The sequence below is a fragment of the Ruminococcus sporogenes genome, assembly GCF_054655175.1.
Genome location: NZ_BAAHOA010000002.1, coordinates 299874 through 319125, shown reverse-complemented (window position 1 = coordinate 319125; position 19252 = coordinate 299874). Strand labels below are relative to the sequence as shown.

The following is a 19252-nucleotide window of genomic DNA, read 5'->3' as shown; positions in this document are numbered from 1 at the left end:
ATGTGGTTTTCACGCAGACATCCGTTTATCCTGATTATTTATTTTTTCACTGCAATCGGATTTTCAATGTTTAATATAAATCCGCTTTTTTCATCTATTAGTATGCTTGGAGCTATACTTTACCGTATAATGATAATTAAACCTAAAAAGGCTGTTAAAGAGCTTATATATTATTTTTTATTTTTACTGATCATAACTGTTATAAATCCATTATTTTCACATAACGGGAAAACAGTATTATTTTTTATAAATGATAATGCTGTTACGACAGAGTCGTTTATATATGGATTTTCTGCCGGTATGGGCCTTATATCTGTTATATGCTGGTTTAGCTGTTTCAGCTCAGTTATGTCATCTGATAAAATAATATATCTTTTATCCGGCGTTTCATCTAAGTTAGCTCTTCTTCTTTCTTCATCACTAAAATTCGTGCCTGAAATGAACAGAAAATTTCACAGTATTTATAATATACAAAAATGCATAAGCAATAATAAAAAAGGTATAAGGGAAAAGCTGCATATTACTATTAAAAGCATATCTTCTCTTGTAACATGGATGATAGAATCCACAGCGGAAACCTCTGATTCAATGGATTCAAGAGGATATGGTCTTAAAGGAAGGACATCTTTTAATTTTTATACATTTAAAAAAAAGGATATTTTATGTTTATTTCTTATTACATATATTTTTTCATTTATGTCAGTTATTTTTAAGTATAAGATAATAAAATGCATTTATTATCCTGAAATTATTTATCCAAGAATCACTGTTTCAGTAATTATTGTTTATTTGCTTTGGTTATTATTCGTTATGATACCTTTTATAACTGAAATGTATGAGGAGTGTAAATGGAAATTATTAAAATCGAAAATCTGAGCTTTGCTTATAATAACTCCGATTATAATATATTAGAAGATATAAATTTATCGGTAAATGAAGGAGAATTTCTAATTCTTTATGGTCCGTCAGGCTGCGGAAAAACAACGCTACTTAAGCTTATGAAAAAGGAAATAATACCTAAGGGTAAAATTAAAGGTAATATATATTATAAAGGGGAAAAAATATCAGAGCTTAATCCAAGGCAGTCGGCAGCAGAAATAGGATATGTAATGCAAAACCCCGAAAGCCAGATAGTAACTGATAAAGTATGGCATGAGCTGGCTTTCGGGCTTGAAAATTTAGGAGAATCAAGTAATGTTATAAGAAGAAAAACCGCAGAAATATCAAGTTTATTCGGCATAAATAAATGGTTCAGAGATGAAACTAATAAGCTTTCCGGCGGGCAGAAACAACTGCTGAACCTGGCTTCTGTAATGATAATGTCTCCGGAGCTTATTTTACTTGACGAACCGGTTTCACAGCTTGATCCATTCAGCGCATCATCTTTTACAGATATGATTTTAAGATTAAATCGCGAATTTGGAATAACCGTCATTATTGCTGAACATAATCTGGAAAGCATTTACTCTCTTGCAGATAAAATTGCGGTAATTGATAAAAATAAAATAAGATATCTAGGTATTCCCAGAACTTGCTGCGGCTTTTTTTCTAAGAATACTCAGATTATTGAAGGTCTGCCGATTCCTGCTCGTATTTATCATGAATTCGGAATTAAAGCTTCGTGTCCTGTTGACGTAAAGGAAGCAAAAGATTTTATACAAAATTATTGTTCTAATAACATCAGGAAAATTGAAAATGAGTCAGCAGAAAATAATAATTCATGTAGCATTGAATTAAGTAATATATTTTTTAGGTATGAAAAGAAGTCTGATGATATAATCAATGATTTATCATTAAACGTTAGAAAAGGTGAAATTTATGCAATAGTAGGAGGAAACGGAAGTGGAAAAACTACTCTTTTATCAATTATTTCCGGACAAAATATACCATATTCCGGTAAGGTTCTTATTAACGGAAAGAAAAACTCAAATTTTTCCTATATAGCGATGTTACCACAAAATCCTGTGATTCTTTTTACAGAGGAAACGGTCATAGACGATTTAATGAGCTATGCGATAAGGTGCGGCGTAAAAAAGGCAATAGTATCAAATGTAGTCAACGACATTTGCAGAAGGCTTAATATTGTTGATGTAATTAAAAATCATCCTTATGATTTAAGCGGCGGGGAAATTCAAAAGGCGGCCTTAGCTAAAATAATGATTAAAAATTCAGATATACTTCTGCTTGATGAGCCGACTAAGGGTATAGACGCCTGGTCAAAAAAAGAATTTATAAGTATATTGAGAAAATTATCAAATGACGGAAAAACAGTAATATTGGTAACTCATGACAATGAGTTTGCAGCAGAGGTATCCGATAAATGCGGACTGCTGTTTGACGGTACGATAATTTCAGAGGAAAGCACGAGAGAATTTTACAGCCGTAATAATTTTTATACCACTTCAGTGTCGCGTATTACTAAAGGATATTTTGATAATGCAATAACTCTTGAGGATATAAAATATTTAAGAAGAAAAAACGGTGGAATTGAATGAACGGAAAATTAACGACGGCGGCAATGATTTCGATTATTATTTTTCTGACCGTTGCGGATATAATTTTATTCAGCGGAAAATATTACGACGTGGCGTCTTTGATTGCGGCGTTCCTTTCATGTATTCCGTTTTACATAACCTTTGAAAAAAGCAAGGCGACGTCTAAGGAAATAATGCTTGTAGCTTTGATGACGGCTTTTTCAGTATGCGGAAGAATAATGTTTTCATTTATACCGTTTTTTAAACCTATAACTGCGTTTACAATTATTTCCGGTATGTATTTAAGCGCCCCTGCAGGTTTTATATGCGGCTCGTTTTCAGCGCTTATTTCAAATATTTATTTCGGACAAGGCCCATGGACGTTATTTCAGATGATAAGCTGGGGATTAATTGGATTTATTTCAGGAGTTATTGGTGAGAAATTGCTGGAAAAGCGTATTATCCTGGTAATATACGCTTTTATTTCCGGAGTATTATTTTCATTAATCATGGATTTGTGGACAGTATTGAATATAGATAAAGAATTTAATTTTTCAAGATATATAATTCAGTTGATTTCCTCTTTTCCTATTATGATAATTTATTCTTTATCAAATATAGTTTTTTTGATTTTACTCCAAAAGCCTATTGGTAAAAAAATAAAACGTGCCAAAAAAAGGTATGGTATTTTTGAATACCGGTGAATAAAACTAAAAAAACTATTGACTTACAGGTAAAAATATGATAAAATAATTAAGCCGCATGTTTACGGTTAATAAAGTTGATAAATTTCACACCTAAAACAGCGAGTTTTTAAAAAAAGGCAGGTGCCGCAGAATGTACGCAGTTATTGAAACCGGCGGAAAGCAGTATCAGGTTAAAGAGGGAGATATTCTCTTTATTGAAAAGCTAAACGCTGAGGCAGAACAAACAGTAAGCTTTGATAAGGTTGTTGCAGTAGGAACAGATAATGGTCTGACAGTTGGAGCTCCTTATGTTGAAAATGCAGCTGTTGAAGCTAAGGTTTTAAAGAATGGAAAGGCTAAGAAAATTACTGTTTTCACTTATAAGCCAAAGAAGGGTGAAAAGAAAAAGCAGGGTCACAGACAGCCTTACACACAGGTAAAAATCGAAGCAATTAAGGCTTAATTATGATTGTCGCTGAGTTTTTTGAAAATGGCGGCGAAATTAAAGGTTTTAAAATAAACGGACATGCCGGATATGATGATTACGGAAAAGATATAGCGTGTGCTTCAGTTTCTTCCGCAGTTCAGATGACGGTCAATGCGATAACAGATGTTTTTGGATTTGAAGCGGATGTTTCGGCTCAGAACAATACCGTTTTTTTTAAAACTGCTTCCGGTGACATAGTATTGCAGAAATTATATAAAGCATTTATAATGCAGCTTGAATTATTGTCACAGGAATTTAACGAAACGATTAAGATAAAATTTACGGAGGTGTAAGTTATGCTGAAGATCAGTATGCAGTTTTTTGCTCATAAAAAAGGTTCAGGTTCAACTAAGAACGGACGTGATTCAGAATCCAAGAGGCTTGGAGTAAAAAGAGCTGACGGTCAGTTTGTCCTTGCGGGTAATATTCTTGTACGTCAGAGAGGAACTCATATACATCCGGGTGAAGGCGTTGGTATAGGTTCTGATGATACGCTTTTTGCACTTGTAGACGGCAAGGTTAAATTTGAACGAGTTGGGCGCGATCGTAAAAAGGTTTGCGTTTATGCGGAACAATAAGCATTTATTTTAAATAAAAATCCCGGGCTGATAGCTTGGGATTTTTTTAAAATTTTTAAGGCGTTTAATCTGGCTGTTTATTGATAAAAGATTATTCGGTAGGAACGGAGAAAATATGTTTGTAGATAAAGCCAAAATAAAAATAAAAGCCGGAAACGGCGGAGACGGAGCAGTTTCATTTCACAGAGAAAAATATGTTGCTTCCGGGGGTCCTGACGGTGGGAACGGCGGTAAAGGCGGAGATGTAGTATTTATAGCAGACGATAATTTTTCATCTCTCATTGATTTTAGATATAAAAGAAAATATACTGCTGAAAACGGACAAAACGGAGGATCAAACAGATGTACGGGGAAAAGTGCGCCTGATTTGGTCATAAGAGTGCCGAGAGGCACAATAATACGTGACGCTCATTCTGGCAGAATAATGGCTGATATTTCAACTGACGAACCTAAAATACTTGCAAGGGGCGGTATTGGAGGAAAAGGAAACTGTAATTTTGCCACGTCTACCAGGCAGATTCCGAGATTTGCTAAACCGGGTTTTCCAGGTGAAGAATTTGAAATCACTTTAGAACTTAAGCTTATTGCCGATGTAGGACTTGTCGGTTTTCCTAATGTTGGCAAATCTACACTTATTTCTGTAGTAAGCGCAGCTAAGCCGAAAATTGCTAATTATCATTTTACAACCTTAACACCGGTACTTGGCGTTGTAAGCATAAGCGAAGAAAGGTCGTTTGTAATGGCTGATATTCCCGGGTTAATTGAAGGAGCAAGCGGAGGAATCGGATTAGGGCATGAGTTTCTGCGACATGTTGAACGATGCAGACTTATTGTACATGTTGTTGACGTTTCCGGAATAGAAGGCAGGGACGCTATAGAAGATTTTGAAATTATAAATGACGAATTAAGAGATTTCAGTGAAGAGCTCGCGGAATGTCCGCAGATAGTTGCGGCAAATAAATGTGATTTGGCGTCGGAAGAGCAAATTACCAGACTTGAAAATTATGTAACAGATAAGGGCTTTCAATTTTTTAGAATTTCTGCTGCTACGACTGAAGGAACTAAAGAATTGATTAATGCCGCTGCTTTGGAACTGGAAAATCTTCCTCCCGTCAGAGAATTTCAGTCGGAACCTGTTACAAAAGAAGAACTTGAAGAAAAGGCGCTTGCTAATACAAAATTTGAGATTGAAATTGAAGATGGCATATATTATGTGTATGCTCCATGGCTTGAACCAATTATGCGTACAGTAAATATGGACGACTATTCTTCACTTCAATATTTTCAGCAGGTTCTGAGAAGAAGCGGTATTATTGATAAGCTTGAAGAAATGGGAATCAATGAAGGGGATACCGTAAATATATTAGGCTTTGAATTTGATTTTATAGAATAATCTTTAATTAACGGAAACGGAGAGTATAATTATGAGCAGGATTTTGACAGAGCGCGAAGTGAATCAGTACAGTCCGCTTGCATTAGCTTTTCTTGGCGATAGTGTTTATGAAAAGCTCGTTAGAGAATGTATTGTTTTAAGCGCAAATATGCCTGCCTCAAAACTTCATGATCTTAAAGTAAAAAAGGTTTGCGCTTCTTTTCAGTCAGAAGCTTTAGACAAAATAATGCCACTGCTTGATACGAAGGAAATAGCAATTGTAAAAAGGGGAAGGAACGCAACGGGTAATACCGTTCCTAAAAGCTCAAATGCAATAGAATATCGCAGGGCAACAGGTTTGGAGTGCTTATTCGGTTATTTGGATTTGCTTGGTAAAGCAGAAAGAATTGAACAGCTATTTAATATTATAATAGACAAATAATTTTCGGGGAGTGTATATATATGTCAGGACATTCAAAATGGAATAATATTAAAAGGAAAAAAGAAGCTACAGACGCGGCAAAAGGTAAAATTTTCACAAAAATAGGTCGTGAAATTACAGTTTGCGTAAAAGAAGGGGGACCGGATCCTAACAATAATGCCAAGCTTCGCGATCTTATTGCTAAGGCTAAGTCAAATAATGTTCCGAATGATAATATTGAAAGAGTTATAAAAAAGGCTGCCGGAGGCGGAGATAAAAATAATTACGAGACAATGGTTTACGAAGGATATGGTCCAAACGGCGTCGCATTAATTGTAGAATGTCTAACGGACAATAAAAACCGTACAGCAGGGGACGTGCGTCATTATTTTGATAAATTCGGAGGAAATCTCGGTACCAGCGGATGCGTTTCATTTATGTTCGCAAGCAAGGGTATAGTTATTGTTGAAAATAACGGTATTGATGAGGATACACTCATGGAGGACGCATTTGAATTTGGAGCGGACGATCTTTCCGTTGAAGAGGAGGCGGCAGAAATATCCTGTGCGCCTGCCGATTTAAGCGCTTTGAGAGAAGGGCTTTCTTCAAAAGGATACAATATCCTGTCAGCAGAAGTTGACCGCATTCCTTCAACCTATATAACGCTTACTGATGAAGAACATATAAAAAAGATGAATTTACTGCTTGAACATCTTGAAGATAACGACGATGTTCAAAACGTATATCATAACTGGGAAATTACAGAATAATAGTAATATTATTTAAGAATCTGTTATATATGCGATATTTAATTCATATAATGTTTTATGCTTAAAAAGGGGATGATAAGTTTGATATATAGCTTGTCGGAACTGCGTGAAAAAGAAGTTATAAACATTATAAACGGAGAAAAGCTTGGATTCATAGATGATGTGGAATTTGAAACCGTTAAGGGTGAAATAATAGCGTTTGTTATATATGGAAGAAAGCGTTTATATGGCTTGCTTGGAAAAGACAATGATTTAATTATTACATGTTCTCAGATTAAGTTAATAGGCAGCGATACAATTTTAGTTAGTTTCAATAAAGGAAACTGTGAAAAAAAGACAAAAATATCAAAATTTAGAATAGAAAATTTGGCGAAATGAATATTAGAAAAAAGTTGAAATATCTTAGAAATTATGGTATAATATTACGGTAATTCGCACGCTTATACTTTTAGCGGCAGGTCCCTTAAAAAGGGTGCCGTTAAGCTAAGTTTGGCGGAGGAAATAAAAAACCAAACAGGAGGAACTACAATGGGAGTAGTATCAATGAAACAGCTTCTTGAAGCAGGCGTTCATTTTGGACATCAGACAAGAAGATGGAATCCAAAAATGGCACCGTACATTTTCACAGAAAGAAACGGAATTTATATCATCGATCTTCAGAAAACTGTTAAGAAGCTTGAAGAGGCTTATATGTTTGTCCGTGATCTTTCAGCGGAAGGCTCGTCTGTGCTTTTTGTAGGTACAAAGAAGCAGGCCGGAGATTCGGTAAAAGAAGAGGCTCTGAGAGCCGGAGCTCATTATGTAAATGCACGATGGCTCGGCGGCATGCTTACAAACTTCAACACAATCCAGACAAGGATCAAAAGACTTGAACAGCTTCATACAATGGCTGAGGACGGAACTTTCGACCTTCTTCCTAAGAAAGAAGTAGTTAAGCTTAACCTTGAAATAGAAAAGCTTGAAAAATTCATGGGCGGAATCAAGAACATGGATAAGCTTCCTGGCGCGCTTTTCATAGTAGACCCAAGAAAAGAAAAGATCGCCGTAGCAGAAGCAAAGAAACTAAATATTCCTATTGTCGCTATTGTTGATACAAACTGTGATCCGGATGAAGTTGACTATGTAATTCCGGGTAATGACGATGCGATCAGAGCAGTTAAGCTAATTGCCGGAGCAATTGCCAATGCAATTATTGAAGGCAGACAGGGTGAAGATACAACTGAAGCCGAGGCTGCTGTTGAAGAAGCTATGGCTGAGGAAGCTGCTGCTGAATAAATCAAATGATAAAAAGCCCGAATATTATTACATTCGGGCTTTACTGGAAATTAATTAACGGAGGAATGATTATGGCTAATATTACGGCTAAAGACGTTGCTGAGCTGCGTAAGCAGACGGGCGTTGGTATGATGGATTGCAAGAAGGCTCTTGTTGAAGCGGACGGCGATTTTGAAAAGGCAACTGTTATCCTCAGAGAAAAGGGACTTGCAACACAGGCTAAGAAATCAGGCAGAGTTGCCGCAGAAGGTATTGTAATGGCTGCTACTAATGATGCTCATACAGTAGGAGCAGTCGTAGAGGTAAATATTGAAACTGATTTTGCTGCAAATAATGATGATTTTAAGAAGTTTGTAACTGATGTTGCACAGACAATTATAGAAAAGAACCCTGCCGATATCGACGCTTTGAATGCAGAGCAGATTTCAGGAGGAAATGTTACTGTTGCGGAAGCGCTTCAGGAGTTATTCCTAAAGATACGTGAAAATATGCATATCAGAAGATTTAAGAGAATGGAAGGTATTCTTGTTCCTTATGTTCACGGCGGCGGTAAAATCGGCGTTCTTGTAAATATGGAAACACCTGCGGGAGCTTCTGACGCAGTTATGGCATGCGGTAAGGATTGTGCTCTTCAGGTAGCTGCTCTTAAGGCTCCTTATCTTAAGAAGGAAGATGTTCCGGCTGAAGTTATTGAGTCTGAAAAGAGTATTATGCTTGTACAGATGAACGATGATCCTAAAATGGCAAACAAACCTGAAAATGTAAAGGCTAAGATAGTCGAAGGAAAAATAGGTAAGTATTATTCTGAAAACTGTCTCCTTGATCAGGAATTTGTCAAGGATGGGGATTTGACAGTTCAGAAATATATTGATAAATGCGCTAAGGAAGCAAATACAACAATTAAGCTTGTTGATTATGTTTGCTTTGAAAGAGGCGAAGGCGTTGAAAAGAAAGAAGATAATTTTGCTGACGAAGTTGCCAGCATGATGAATAAATAATTTTATTTACCCAAAGTAATATTTTTAATTACTTTGGGTATTTTATTGTTGATATATTGAATTTTTTTAGTAAATGTAGTATAATGATATCAATTGTAAGAAAGGCTGATTGATATTATGAAAAAATTATACTTTATTTTTAATTTACAGTCCGGAAAAGCAACAATCGCATCAAAGCTTGCAACTGTTATTGATATGTTTACAAAAGCCGGTTACGAGGTGACTGCCAGACCTACTCAGGAAAGAATGGACGCTTGTGCAGCCGCTAAATATGCGTGCCGTCAGGGCTTTGACATTATAATTTGTTCGGGCGGGGACGGAACGCTTAATGAGGTTATTCAGGGAGTTATGAAAACGGATGAGAAACTGCCGATAGGTTATTTGCCGACAGGCTCGACTAATGACTTTGCCAGAGGCGTAGGTATTCCCAAATCAATAATTGACGCTGTGCAATGGATAATTGACGGTAAACCGTTTCCATGTGATATAGGAAGCTTTAATGATAAATTTTTCACTTATATAGCCGCTTTTGGAGCGTTTACGGAAGTAACATATGAAACGCCGCAGCAGGTAAAGAATTATCTGGGACATGCCGCTTATATATTGAATGGATTAACGCGTCTGACGAGTATACGTTCATATCATATGAAAATAACTACTGAAACTGAAGTAATTGAAGACGATTTCATTTTCGGCATGGTTACAAATTCTTCATCAATTGCCGGATTGCTTTCACTTAACGATTTTTTGCTTGACGACGGATTATATGAGGTAACGTTAATAAAAACACCTAATAATCCCCTTGATCTGCAGCGGATTATACACTCGTTATTAAATATTAACATTGATATTGATACAGCGTATATAAAATCATTCAGAACTTCCAATATCTGCTTTGAATGTGATAATGAAATTCAGTGGACTATTGACGGCGAATATGGAGGAACCTTGAAAAAGGTTATTGTTAAAAATAATAAACAGGCCATAAGACTTATGGCAAATAAATAAATTTTAAGTATAATATAAATTGCTGCTTATGATGGCAGCATCAGAATGGAGATTCTTATGAAATATTTAGTTGTACTTTATGACGGTATGGCAGATTATCCGATTGCAGAGCTTGGGAATAAAACGCCTTTAGAAGCTGCGTATTGCCCTAATATGGATAAATTAGCTAAGAATTCTTTGGTGGGTACTATTAAAACCGTAGCAGACGGATTAAAGCCGGGAAGCGATGTAGCTAATTTATCAGTGCTTGGATATGATCCCGCATTGTGCTATACGGGACGTTCTCCGTTAGAAGCCGGAAGTATAGGTATAGATATGAAGGAAACCGATGTTTCCCTTAGATGTAATCTTGTTACTCTTACAGATGAAAAAAATTATGAGGATAAAACGATACTTGATTATTGTGCAGATGATATTTCAACTGAGGAGGCAGAACAGCTTATTGATTTTCTGGCTGATAAACTTAATAATGATGAATTTAAGTTTTACAGCGGTGTAAGTTATCGTCATTGCCTTATTTGGAATAATGGTACTCTTGATATCGGTGTACTTACGCCACCGCATGATATTACTGGTAAGGCTATAAAAAGCTATATTCCTTTACATCCTAATGCTAAAAAGCTTTATGATCTTATGAAACAATCATATGAGCTGTTAAAGGATCATCCAGTTAATATTGCAAGAGCTGAAAAAGGGCTTCGTCCAGCTAACGGTATGTGGCTATGGGGTGAAGGCGTAAAGGCTAATCTTGAAAATTTCAGGGATAAATACGGACTAAAGGCTTCAATGATTTCAGCAGTTGATCTACTTAAAGGAATTGGAAAGTTCTCGGGAATGAACGTAGTTAACGTTAAAGGCGCTACCGGTTACATTGATACTAATTTCCAGGGAAAGGCTGAAGCGGCAATTAATGAATTTAAAAGCGGTCAGGATTTTGTATATATACATGTTGAAGCTCCGGACGAATGTGGTCACAGGCATGAAATAGAAAATAAAGTTAAATCTATCGAGCTTATTGACAAGCATATTCTTGGACCTGTTACAGATTACCTTGCTTCAGAAAATGAATCATTTAAGGTTCTGATAACACCCGATCATGCAACTCCTCTGTCGTTGAGAACACATACTAATGATCCTGTGCCGTTTATGATTTATAACAGCGTAGTGTCAAGTGAAGGGGTAGATACATTTAACGAGAAAACTGCAGGTGAAACAGGGCTGTTTATTGAAACAGGTCATACTATAATGGATAAATTTATAAATAATTAAAAAATAAGAGGGCTTTGAAGCCCTCTTATTTTTACGTTATGTACTAAATATATATTGCCTATTTGTGCAGTATGTGGATTTTTTATAAAAATATATTAAAACAATTGAAATTAATGGTGAAAATATGATAAAATATACATGTCAAAGTAAGTACGGAATGTTTTTTCGAAAGGAAAGATTGTAATGAAAAAAAATAATGCTGCAAGAAAAATGTTAGCCGCTTTTATTAGTGCCGCAACATTGTTTTCCTGCACCGCTGCTAGTACTCTTATATCATCAACTGTAACTGCGGAAGACGGTTATGATTATGCAAAGGCTCTTGAATTGTCGCTTTATTTTTATGACGCAAATCAATGCGGCAGTGAAGTAAGTGATAATCCTCTTACATGGAGAGATGATTGTCATGTATACGATTCGGAAGCGTCATTAAACAGCGCCGTTGGATTATCGTCATCGTCAAAAAGCTTTATTATGAATCAAAACGGAGGATCTGATAAAGTCGATGTGTCAGGCGGATATCATGATGCCGGAGATCATATTAAATTCTCAATGACTATGGGATTTTCATGCGCAAGCTTAGCATGGTCGTATTATACATACCCGGAGTCTTATATTGACACCGGCAGTGAAGCTCATTTAATGGATATTCTTAAAACCTTTTGTGATTATTTCATGAAAGTGACGTATCTTGACGACAGTAATAACGTAGTGGCGTTTTGTTATCAGGTAGCTTCAGAAGGAGAGGATCACAGTGTATGGACATCTCCTGAATCTCAGACAATGAGCCGTACTACATACTGGGCAGACGCTTCACATCCTTCTGCGGACGCCTCAGGTCAGATGGCAGCGGCGCTTGCGTCATGTTCATTAGCTTTTAAAGACAAAGCCCCGGAATATTCGGCAGAATGCCTTAAATATGCAAATGCGTTATCTGAATTTACAAAAAAATATCCTCAGGCTACATATGATGGAGTTAGTCCTATGTATTCTTCGGGAAGTCAGAAGGACGATATTGCATGGGCAGAGCTATGGTGCGCTCTCGCAAATAACGGAGGAAGCCTTCCGTCGTCATATACGCCTACTTATCAGATAACTCAAAACGGTTGCTATAACGGAAGCGAATATGATTACCATTTATATTGCTGGGATAAGGTTTGGGTAGGATATGCCGCATTATTGGCTGAAGTAGGATATAAGCAGGATACTTATCTTAATGAATTAAAATTCGAATTAAATAATAAAGGGGGACTTTCAACAAGCAAATACAATGCAGACGGCTGGGGCGCGTCAAGATATAATTGTGCTTTGCAAATGGTTGCACTGCATATTGCAGATATAACCAATGATTCATCTTATGCCGATGCCGCTAAGTATCAGATGGATTTTATACTCGGAAATAATCCGTCAGGAAAAAGCTTTTTGCTGGGATATGGAACTCAGTGGCCAACAAAGATACACCATAGGGCGGCTAATCCGGGCAGTAACAGCGCTACAGACAATTCAGATGCGAAGTATACTCCTTATGGCTGCTTGGTAGGAGGTCCTAATTCAAACGGCGAGTATGAAGATAATAAGAATTCCTATTCGTGTACAGAACCGGCTCTTGATTATAACGGATGCTTTGCTTTGTCAATCGCAGGGCTTTATAGCAGATACGGGGGAGATGTAAATGCGGCTGATGAATTGATTAAAACTGTTTCAGAAATTGATGAAAATCATGAATTCGGAAAATGGTATAAGTCAGAGCCTATTCATCCTGTAACAACAGTAACCACAGAACCTATTGTTACAACTACAGTAACTGAGATTACATCTACGTCGATAATAACGACTTCTGATGATACTTATACAACTACGATAGTTACAGATATTCCTCAGCCGGATACTATACCAGACGGTTCTAAATACGGAGATGCAAATTTAGACGATACAATAAATATTTCTGACGTAGTTGCTCTTAATATGTATTTACTTAACAGTTCGGACAATAGTTTATCAATCGAGTCAATAGCAAATTCTGATGTTGTAAGAGATAATATTATCAATACGGAGGACAGTCTTTTACTTATGAATTATGTGGCAATGATAGTTGGTGAAGATGTCTTAGGAAAATAAATTAAATAATGCAAAACGTCATTGTAAACACAATGATGTTTTGTTGCGTAAAGGGGAAATAATAATGAAAAAAATTTTGGCTATAGCAGTATCTGCGTTAATGTCAATATCTGCTTTTATTCATCCGGTATATTTCGGATCGGATGTGGCAGAGGCTGCGGACGGTTCCTATAACTATGGTGAAGCTATGCAGAAATCACTTTTCTTTTATCAGGTTCAGCAAGCCGGAGAACTTCCAGATTGGAATCAGGTATCATGGCGTGATGATTCCATGCAAAACGATTATATTCCCGGAGGATGGTTCGACGCTGGCGATCATATCAAATTCGCATTAACCAATGCCTATTCTTCTGTTATGCTTGCATGGGGAGTTATAGAATATCGGGACGGATTGGAAAAATCGGGTTTGCTTGATTTATACAAAAAGAATCTCCAATGGTCTTTGGATTTCCTTGTAGACTGTGATTTAGGTGACGAAGTAGTATATCAGATAGGGGAAATCGGTTTTGATCATAAATGGTGGGGTTCAGCGGAAGTATATCTTAATAAGCTTGAATTAATGGAAGGCAAAACAGAAAGACCATATTTTACTACTAAAGATTCAAACGTCACCGGAGAAATGGCGGCGGCTCTTGCAGCCGGTTATCTTGTGTTCAAGGATAGTGATCCTGAACTTGCGCAAACTTATCTTGAACATTCCAAAAACTGTTTCCGTATTGCTGATGAAACAAGGAGTGACGATGATACTCCGGCATCTGCTGATATGTATAAGTCGAGTCATTTTTATGATGAACTTTTTTGGGCGGCAAACTGGCTTTATATGGCAACAGGGGAACAATCATACCTTGATTTGTGTGAAACGGATTATATACCGAATCTCGGAAAAGAAGATCAGTCTACAGAGCTTAAATATACATGGGGAATGTGCTGGGACGATGTACAACAGGGCGCAACCTTGCTTTATGCAATAAATACCGGTGACGAAACATGGAAAAAGCAAGTATCAAAGCATCTCGACTATTGGACCGTAGGCTATGGCGGAAAGAAAGTAAGCTATACCCCGGACGGCCTCGCATGGCTGACAAACTGGGGAGTATTAAGACATGCGACTACCACAGCTTTTTTAGCATATGTATCCTGTGATGAACTTTTTTCAGATGATAGCACACTTTATAAAAGATATATAGATTTTGCAGATTCTCAAATGAACTATTGCTTTGGCGATAACAATAATAATTACAGCTATGTTGTAGGCATGGGCGATGATTATCCGAAGGCATGGCATCATAGAACATCAAGCGGCGTATGGGACGATCAATGGACAATGTTAGGCAAGACAGAAGGAGACGGCGCTAAACAGCATGCGCATATCTTATATGGAGCTTTAGTTGGCGGACCTAATCAGAACGGTGAATATACTGATGAAATAAACCAATATCAATACAGTGAGGTTGCTATTGATTATAATGCTGCTTATACCGCCTCGCTTTGCGCAATGCTTTCAAAATACGGCGGCACAGCGGATCCGAGTTTTCCTCCGGTAGAAACGCCTAAGTGGGACGAATTTTATATTGAAGCATGTATAAATCAATCGAGCCAGAATTTTACTGAGTTAAAGGTTCAGGCAACAAATCACAGTGCATGGCCAGCCAGACTTATAAAAAATCTTTCATATCGTTATTTTATGGATTTGACCGAGCTTTTCGACGCTGGTTATACTCTTGATGATATAACGGTAAAAATAGGATATGATGAATTTCAAAATTGTACCGCATCAGGACCTATACAATATGATGGAAATATTTATTATGTTGAAATAACCTATGACGATGGAACTGTCATATGCCCGTCCGGTCAGTCAGAAAATCAGGGAGAACTTCAATTCAGAATATCTGTTCCTGACGCAACCAATTTTTGGGATCCGACAAACGATTATTCCTGCCAAGGTTTGGTATCTCAGGAATTAACTGTTACGGATAAAATAACAATGTATGACAATGGAGTATTGATTTGGGGAACAGAGCCGAACGGCAAGACGCCTGATGATAAGTCTGAATTAAAGGGAGATATAAATATTGACGGAAAATTTAATGTTGCAGATATTGTAATGCTTAATAATTATATTATTAATTTAAGTGATATTAAAATATCAGAGCAAGGCTTTATAAATGGAGATATGGATGAAAACGACTTATTGAATGTATTTGATTCCGTATTGATGCGTAAAAATTTACTTTAAAATTAATCCCCTTATCCTTTAATTATTTAAGGATAGGGGGAAATTTGTCGAATGCGATTTATTTATTGGTAATTATCCACAATTTTTAATGCGTATATTCATACAATCAAACGAAATTTACAAAAAGACTTTACAATAAAGTGTAATTATATTATAATTAATACGAAAAATGGTTGTGTGAAATGTGACAAACAGGTCATATTGAACAAAGTTTTTGGAAAAATAACAGCATGTAACTAAATTTTGCTGTTTTTTATATGTTTAGTTTGATTTGTACAAAAATCGAACCGAACAAAGCAAAGCACGCTGTGCTAAACGATTTTTTTATTTTTTTGGGAGGGTAATAACAATGCACAAGAGAATTGCTAAAGTGGTTACAGCAAGTCTTATGGCTGCTGCAATGCTTACTACAACAGTTGCGACTGTTGTTCCAATGAGCGTTTCTGCTGGTTTGTGTGTCGGTGAGACTGAGTTTAATAAGAAAGGTCTGCCATGGCATACTTGCGAAACTCAACCGGCAAAACAAACTTTTAAAATTGAAAACGGCGGTTATACTGTAACTATTGAAAATCCAGGCGGTTCAAGCAGAGGCGGCGAATCAAGATGGGATCTTCAGTTCCGTCATAGAAAATTAAGGATTCAAAAAGGACATACATACAAAATTCACTGGGAAGTAACCGCTTCAACAGCAGGTGAAATGGCAACACATATTGCTACTCTTGACGGCGAGTCAACTGTTGTATGGCATAACAACTGCGGAATGGGTACAGGCGGAAATGAGTGGAATAATGTACAGATAAACGCAGGTAAAAATGTATTTGATTCAGAGTTTACAGCTAATGAAAGTATAGATGTTGCAGAATGGGCTTTCCATTACGGCGGGTCAGGCGAATATCAGCCGCAGGATTGTTTTCCGGAAGGAACAACGCTGACATTTGATAATATGACTCTTGAATGTACGACTTGTCCGGACGGATATGCAGAAGGAACTTGTAACTGGGATCCGTCAGATAACTTTGGAGTTATTTCGCGTGACAACAGCAATTTAGAAAATAACTTTATATCCGTAAATCAGGTTGGTTATTTTACAAATCTTGATAAAAAAGCAACGCTTGGTGATAATGCCGGCGCTGACGAAGACGATACAAAAATAACATTGCCTGATACGGCGCTTGATTTTGAACTGGTTAATGAAAACGGCGAAACTGTTTATACCGGTAAAACAACTCCTAAGGGTAAGGACGAGGATTCAGGAGATAATGTTCATATTCTTGATTTTTCAGATTATAATACTCCTGGAACATATTCCCTTAAATGCGGTGATTATGTAAGTTTTCCATTTGAAATAGGCGATAATATTTATAGTGTTGAAGGTCATGATATGCTTACAAACGCTATGAACTATTATTATCAGAATCGTTCAGGCATTAATATTGAAACAGCATATATTACTTCACGCGATGATGAAAAGTCTTCATTAGCTCATGTAATGGGACATAACCCTGACAGTGCTTGGGTTCAGTCAAAATGGGAAAAATCCTATAACGGTGATTTTACTACAGATCCTAAGGGTGATATGACATATAAGATTGACGGCACAGGCGGTTGGTATGACGCTGGCGACCATGGTAAATATGTTGTTAACGGCGGTATTTCAGTTTGGACTTTACAAAATATATATGAAAGAGCTGTTGCTGAAGGAAATTCTGAAAAATTTGCTAACGGTTCGGGTACAGTAGTAGTACCGGAAACAAATAACGACGTTCCCGATATTCTTGATGAAACAAAGGTTGAACTTGACTGGATGATGAAGATGGTTGTTAGCTCTTCTGATCCTTATTGGGGCAAATATGAAGGTCTTGTTTATCATAAGCTTCACGATCATAAGTGGACAGGACTTGCTGTTCGTCCAAATGATTATGAGTCAACATGGGGAACAACTCGTATTGTTAAACCGCCGTCATTTGCAGCTACCCTGAACTTTGTTGCATGTGCGGCTCAGGCAGCTCGTTTGTGGGAAGACATAGATCCTGCATATGCTAAGACATGTCTGGATGCAGCTAAGAAGAGTTATGAGGCTTATAAAAAGAATTTCTATGAATATACTCCTGCTGAAGCAACAAATAAAACATCGCTCTATGCTCCTCTTGATCAGGCTATCGGCGGTGGCGCTTACGGTGATACAAATGTTAAGGATGACGCTTATTGGGCAGCTTGCGAGCTTTATGCTACAACAGGCGATTCTACATATTACGATGATATTAAGGGCTATTCAGAAGCTTTCCAGGTTGTTAAGTCACTTGAAGGCGGTGAGAATAACGGTTCATATGGTTCGTTTAACTGGGGAAATACTGCAAGCTTAGGCTCACTTACACTTCTTTTGAACAATAATGGCATAAGCGCAGATGAACTTGGCGAAATCAAGTCTTCGCTTACTGCAGCAGCAGATGATTATATTAAAACTGAAGATGAGCAGGGATATGGTATACCATATAAGAGCGCTACCTTTGAAGATCCGGTAAACATTGGTCCTGATATTAAGATAACAGGTTATGAATGGGGTTCAAATTCATTTGTAATCAACAATGCTATCATAATGGCATATGCTTATGATGCTACTGAAGATACAAAATATCTTAATGGTGTAGTAACTGCTATGGACTATATTCTCGGACGTAATCCGCTTTCATTCTCATATGTTACCGGTTATGGTTCATATCACCTTATCAGACCACATCACAGATATTGGTCAAATGAGCTTGATCCTACTTTCCCGGAAGCGCCGGATGGTATTATGTCAGGTGGTCCTGGTTCAGGTATGCAGGATCCGTATATAGGCGGTCTTGGATATGAGAGAGGAACATTAGCTCCACAGCGTTGTTATGTTGATTCAATTGAGGCTTGGTCAGTAAATGAGGTAACAATTAACTGGAATGCTCCTTTCGCATGGGTTGTTTCATTCCTTCAGGATGAAGCAAATGTTACTTCGGATGGACTTGTAGTAAATCCTAAGAATGTTACAGTTGAAGTCGGTGCGGAAGATACTATTGAAGCAACGGTTAACGGCGAACATGTTGATGCTGATTTTAAATCAAATGATGAATCAATAGCAACTGTAAATAATGACGGTACTGTTACAGGCGTTTCTGAAGGAACTACAACAATAACGGTTACTTATGGCGATAAGACTGCTACAGTTAATGTTACAGTAAAGCCTGTATCAACAGACGATCCGACAAGTGGTACTGATGAAACTATTTCAACAGATGAAATTCCTGCAGATACTCACTGGGGCGATGTTAACGTTGATAGTTATGTAAATATTGCAGACGTTGTTGCTTTGAATATGTACTTAATTGGAAAAGAAGCAAATCCTGTTACAAAACAAGGCTTAATTAATGCTAACGTTGTATATGATGATTATATAAATACAAACGATAGTTTAACTCTTATGAATTACATTGCAATGGTAATTACATATGAAAAATTGGGACCTCAATAATTCTTAAAAAGGGCGGTTTTAACCGCCCTTTTTTTTTCAAAATACTTGATTTTTTAAA

At 37.0% G+C, this 19252-nt stretch carries 17 protein-coding genes; all 17 read left to right on the top strand.

Features of this window, described 5'->3' with window-relative positions; translation table 11 throughout:
• The 17 genes from ACYQ0N_RS07975 (at position 1) to ACYQ0N_RS07895 (ending at position 19194) form a co-directional block, all read left to right on the top strand.
• The gene (locus ACYQ0N_RS07975) at positions 1-876 is read left to right on the top strand and encodes an energy-coupling factor transporter transmembrane component T family protein (protein ID WP_460162383.1); all 876 of its coding nucleotides are present in this window, start codon (positions 1-3) and stop codon (positions 874-876) included.
• Positions 849-2495 (top strand): ABC transporter ATP-binding protein, encoded by a 1647-nt coding sequence (locus tag ACYQ0N_RS07970; protein ID WP_460162382.1) that lies wholly within the window; start codon positions 849-851, stop codon positions 2493-2495. Before ACYQ0N_RS07975 ends, ACYQ0N_RS07970 begins: the two co-directional genes overlap by 28 nt.
• A complete protein-coding gene (locus tag ACYQ0N_RS07965) occupies positions 2492-3178 on the top strand; it encodes an ECF transporter S component (RefSeq protein ID WP_177533079.1) in 687 nt (228 codons plus the stop codon). Before ACYQ0N_RS07970 ends, ACYQ0N_RS07965 begins: the two co-directional genes overlap by 4 nt.
• Positions 3179-3311: 133 nt before the next feature.
• Complete coding sequence (gene rplU / locus ACYQ0N_RS07960) at positions 3312-3623, top strand: 50S ribosomal protein L21 (RefSeq protein ID WP_177533078.1); 312 nt, start codon at positions 3312-3314, stop codon at positions 3621-3623.
• Positions 3624-3625: 2 nt separating this feature from the next.
• The gene (locus tag ACYQ0N_RS07955) at positions 3626-3940 is read left to right on the top strand and encodes a ribosomal-processing cysteine protease Prp (RefSeq protein ID WP_177533077.1); all 315 of its coding nucleotides are present in this window, start codon (positions 3626-3628) and stop codon (positions 3938-3940) included.
• Between the two features lie 3 nt (positions 3941-3943).
• On the top strand, positions 3944-4225 hold the full coding sequence (gene rpmA / locus ACYQ0N_RS07950) for a 50S ribosomal protein L27 (protein ID WP_177533076.1): 282 nt from the start codon (positions 3944-3946) through the stop codon (positions 4223-4225).
• 115 nt (positions 4226-4340) lie between these two features.
• The gene (obgE, locus tag ACYQ0N_RS07945; RefSeq protein ID WP_460162381.1) at positions 4341-5618 is read left to right on the top strand and encodes a GTPase ObgE; all 1278 of its coding nucleotides are present in this window, start codon (positions 4341-4343) and stop codon (positions 5616-5618) included.
• Between the two features lie 31 nt (positions 5619-5649).
• Complete coding sequence (locus ACYQ0N_RS07940) at positions 5650-6039, top strand: Mini-ribonuclease 3 (RefSeq protein WP_177533074.1); 390 nt, start codon at positions 5650-5652, stop codon at positions 6037-6039.
• A 20-nt stretch (positions 6040-6059) separates the two neighbouring features.
• Entirely contained in the window at positions 6060-6788 is a 729-nt protein-coding gene (locus ACYQ0N_RS07935; protein WP_177533073.1) for a YebC/PmpR family DNA-binding transcriptional regulator, read from the top strand.
• A 72-nt stretch (positions 6789-6860) separates the two neighbouring features.
• On the top strand, positions 6861-7166 hold the full coding sequence (locus ACYQ0N_RS07930; protein WP_460162380.1) for a YlmC/YmxH family sporulation protein: 306 nt from the start codon (positions 6861-6863) through the stop codon (positions 7164-7166).
• Between the two features lie 150 nt (positions 7167-7316).
• The gene (rpsB, locus tag ACYQ0N_RS07925) at positions 7317-8063 is read left to right on the top strand and encodes a 30S ribosomal protein S2 (RefSeq protein ID WP_177533071.1); all 747 of its coding nucleotides are present in this window, start codon (positions 7317-7319) and stop codon (positions 8061-8063) included.
• A 71-nt stretch (positions 8064-8134) separates the two neighbouring features.
• Positions 8135-9061, top strand: a complete 927-nt coding sequence (gene tsf, locus ACYQ0N_RS07920; RefSeq protein ID WP_177533070.1) for a translation elongation factor Ts — start codon at positions 8135-8137, stop codon at positions 9059-9061.
• A gap of 117 nt (positions 9062-9178) precedes the next feature.
• Entirely contained in the window at positions 9179-10069 is an 891-nt protein-coding gene (locus ACYQ0N_RS07915) for a diacylglycerol/lipid kinase family protein (protein WP_177533069.1), read from the top strand.
• 57 nt (positions 10070-10126) lie between these two features.
• The gene (locus ACYQ0N_RS07910; protein WP_177533068.1) at positions 10127-11338 is read left to right on the top strand and encodes a cofactor-independent phosphoglycerate mutase; all 1212 of its coding nucleotides are present in this window, start codon (positions 10127-10129) and stop codon (positions 11336-11338) included.
• Positions 11339-11521: 183 nt separating this feature from the next.
• Positions 11522-13453, top strand: coding sequence for a glycoside hydrolase family 9 protein (locus tag ACYQ0N_RS07905; protein ID WP_177533067.1), 1932 nt, complete (start codon positions 11522-11524; stop codon positions 13451-13453).
• Positions 13454-13517: 64 nt separating this feature from the next.
• The gene (locus tag ACYQ0N_RS07900) at positions 13518-15692 is read left to right on the top strand and encodes a glycoside hydrolase family 9 protein (RefSeq protein ID WP_177533066.1); all 2175 of its coding nucleotides are present in this window, start codon (positions 13518-13520) and stop codon (positions 15690-15692) included.
• A gap of 349 nt (positions 15693-16041) precedes the next feature.
• The gene (locus ACYQ0N_RS07895) at positions 16042-19194 is read left to right on the top strand and encodes a glycoside hydrolase family 9 protein (protein ID WP_460162379.1); all 3153 of its coding nucleotides are present in this window, start codon (positions 16042-16044) and stop codon (positions 19192-19194) included.
• Positions 19195-19252 lie beyond the last annotated feature (58 nt).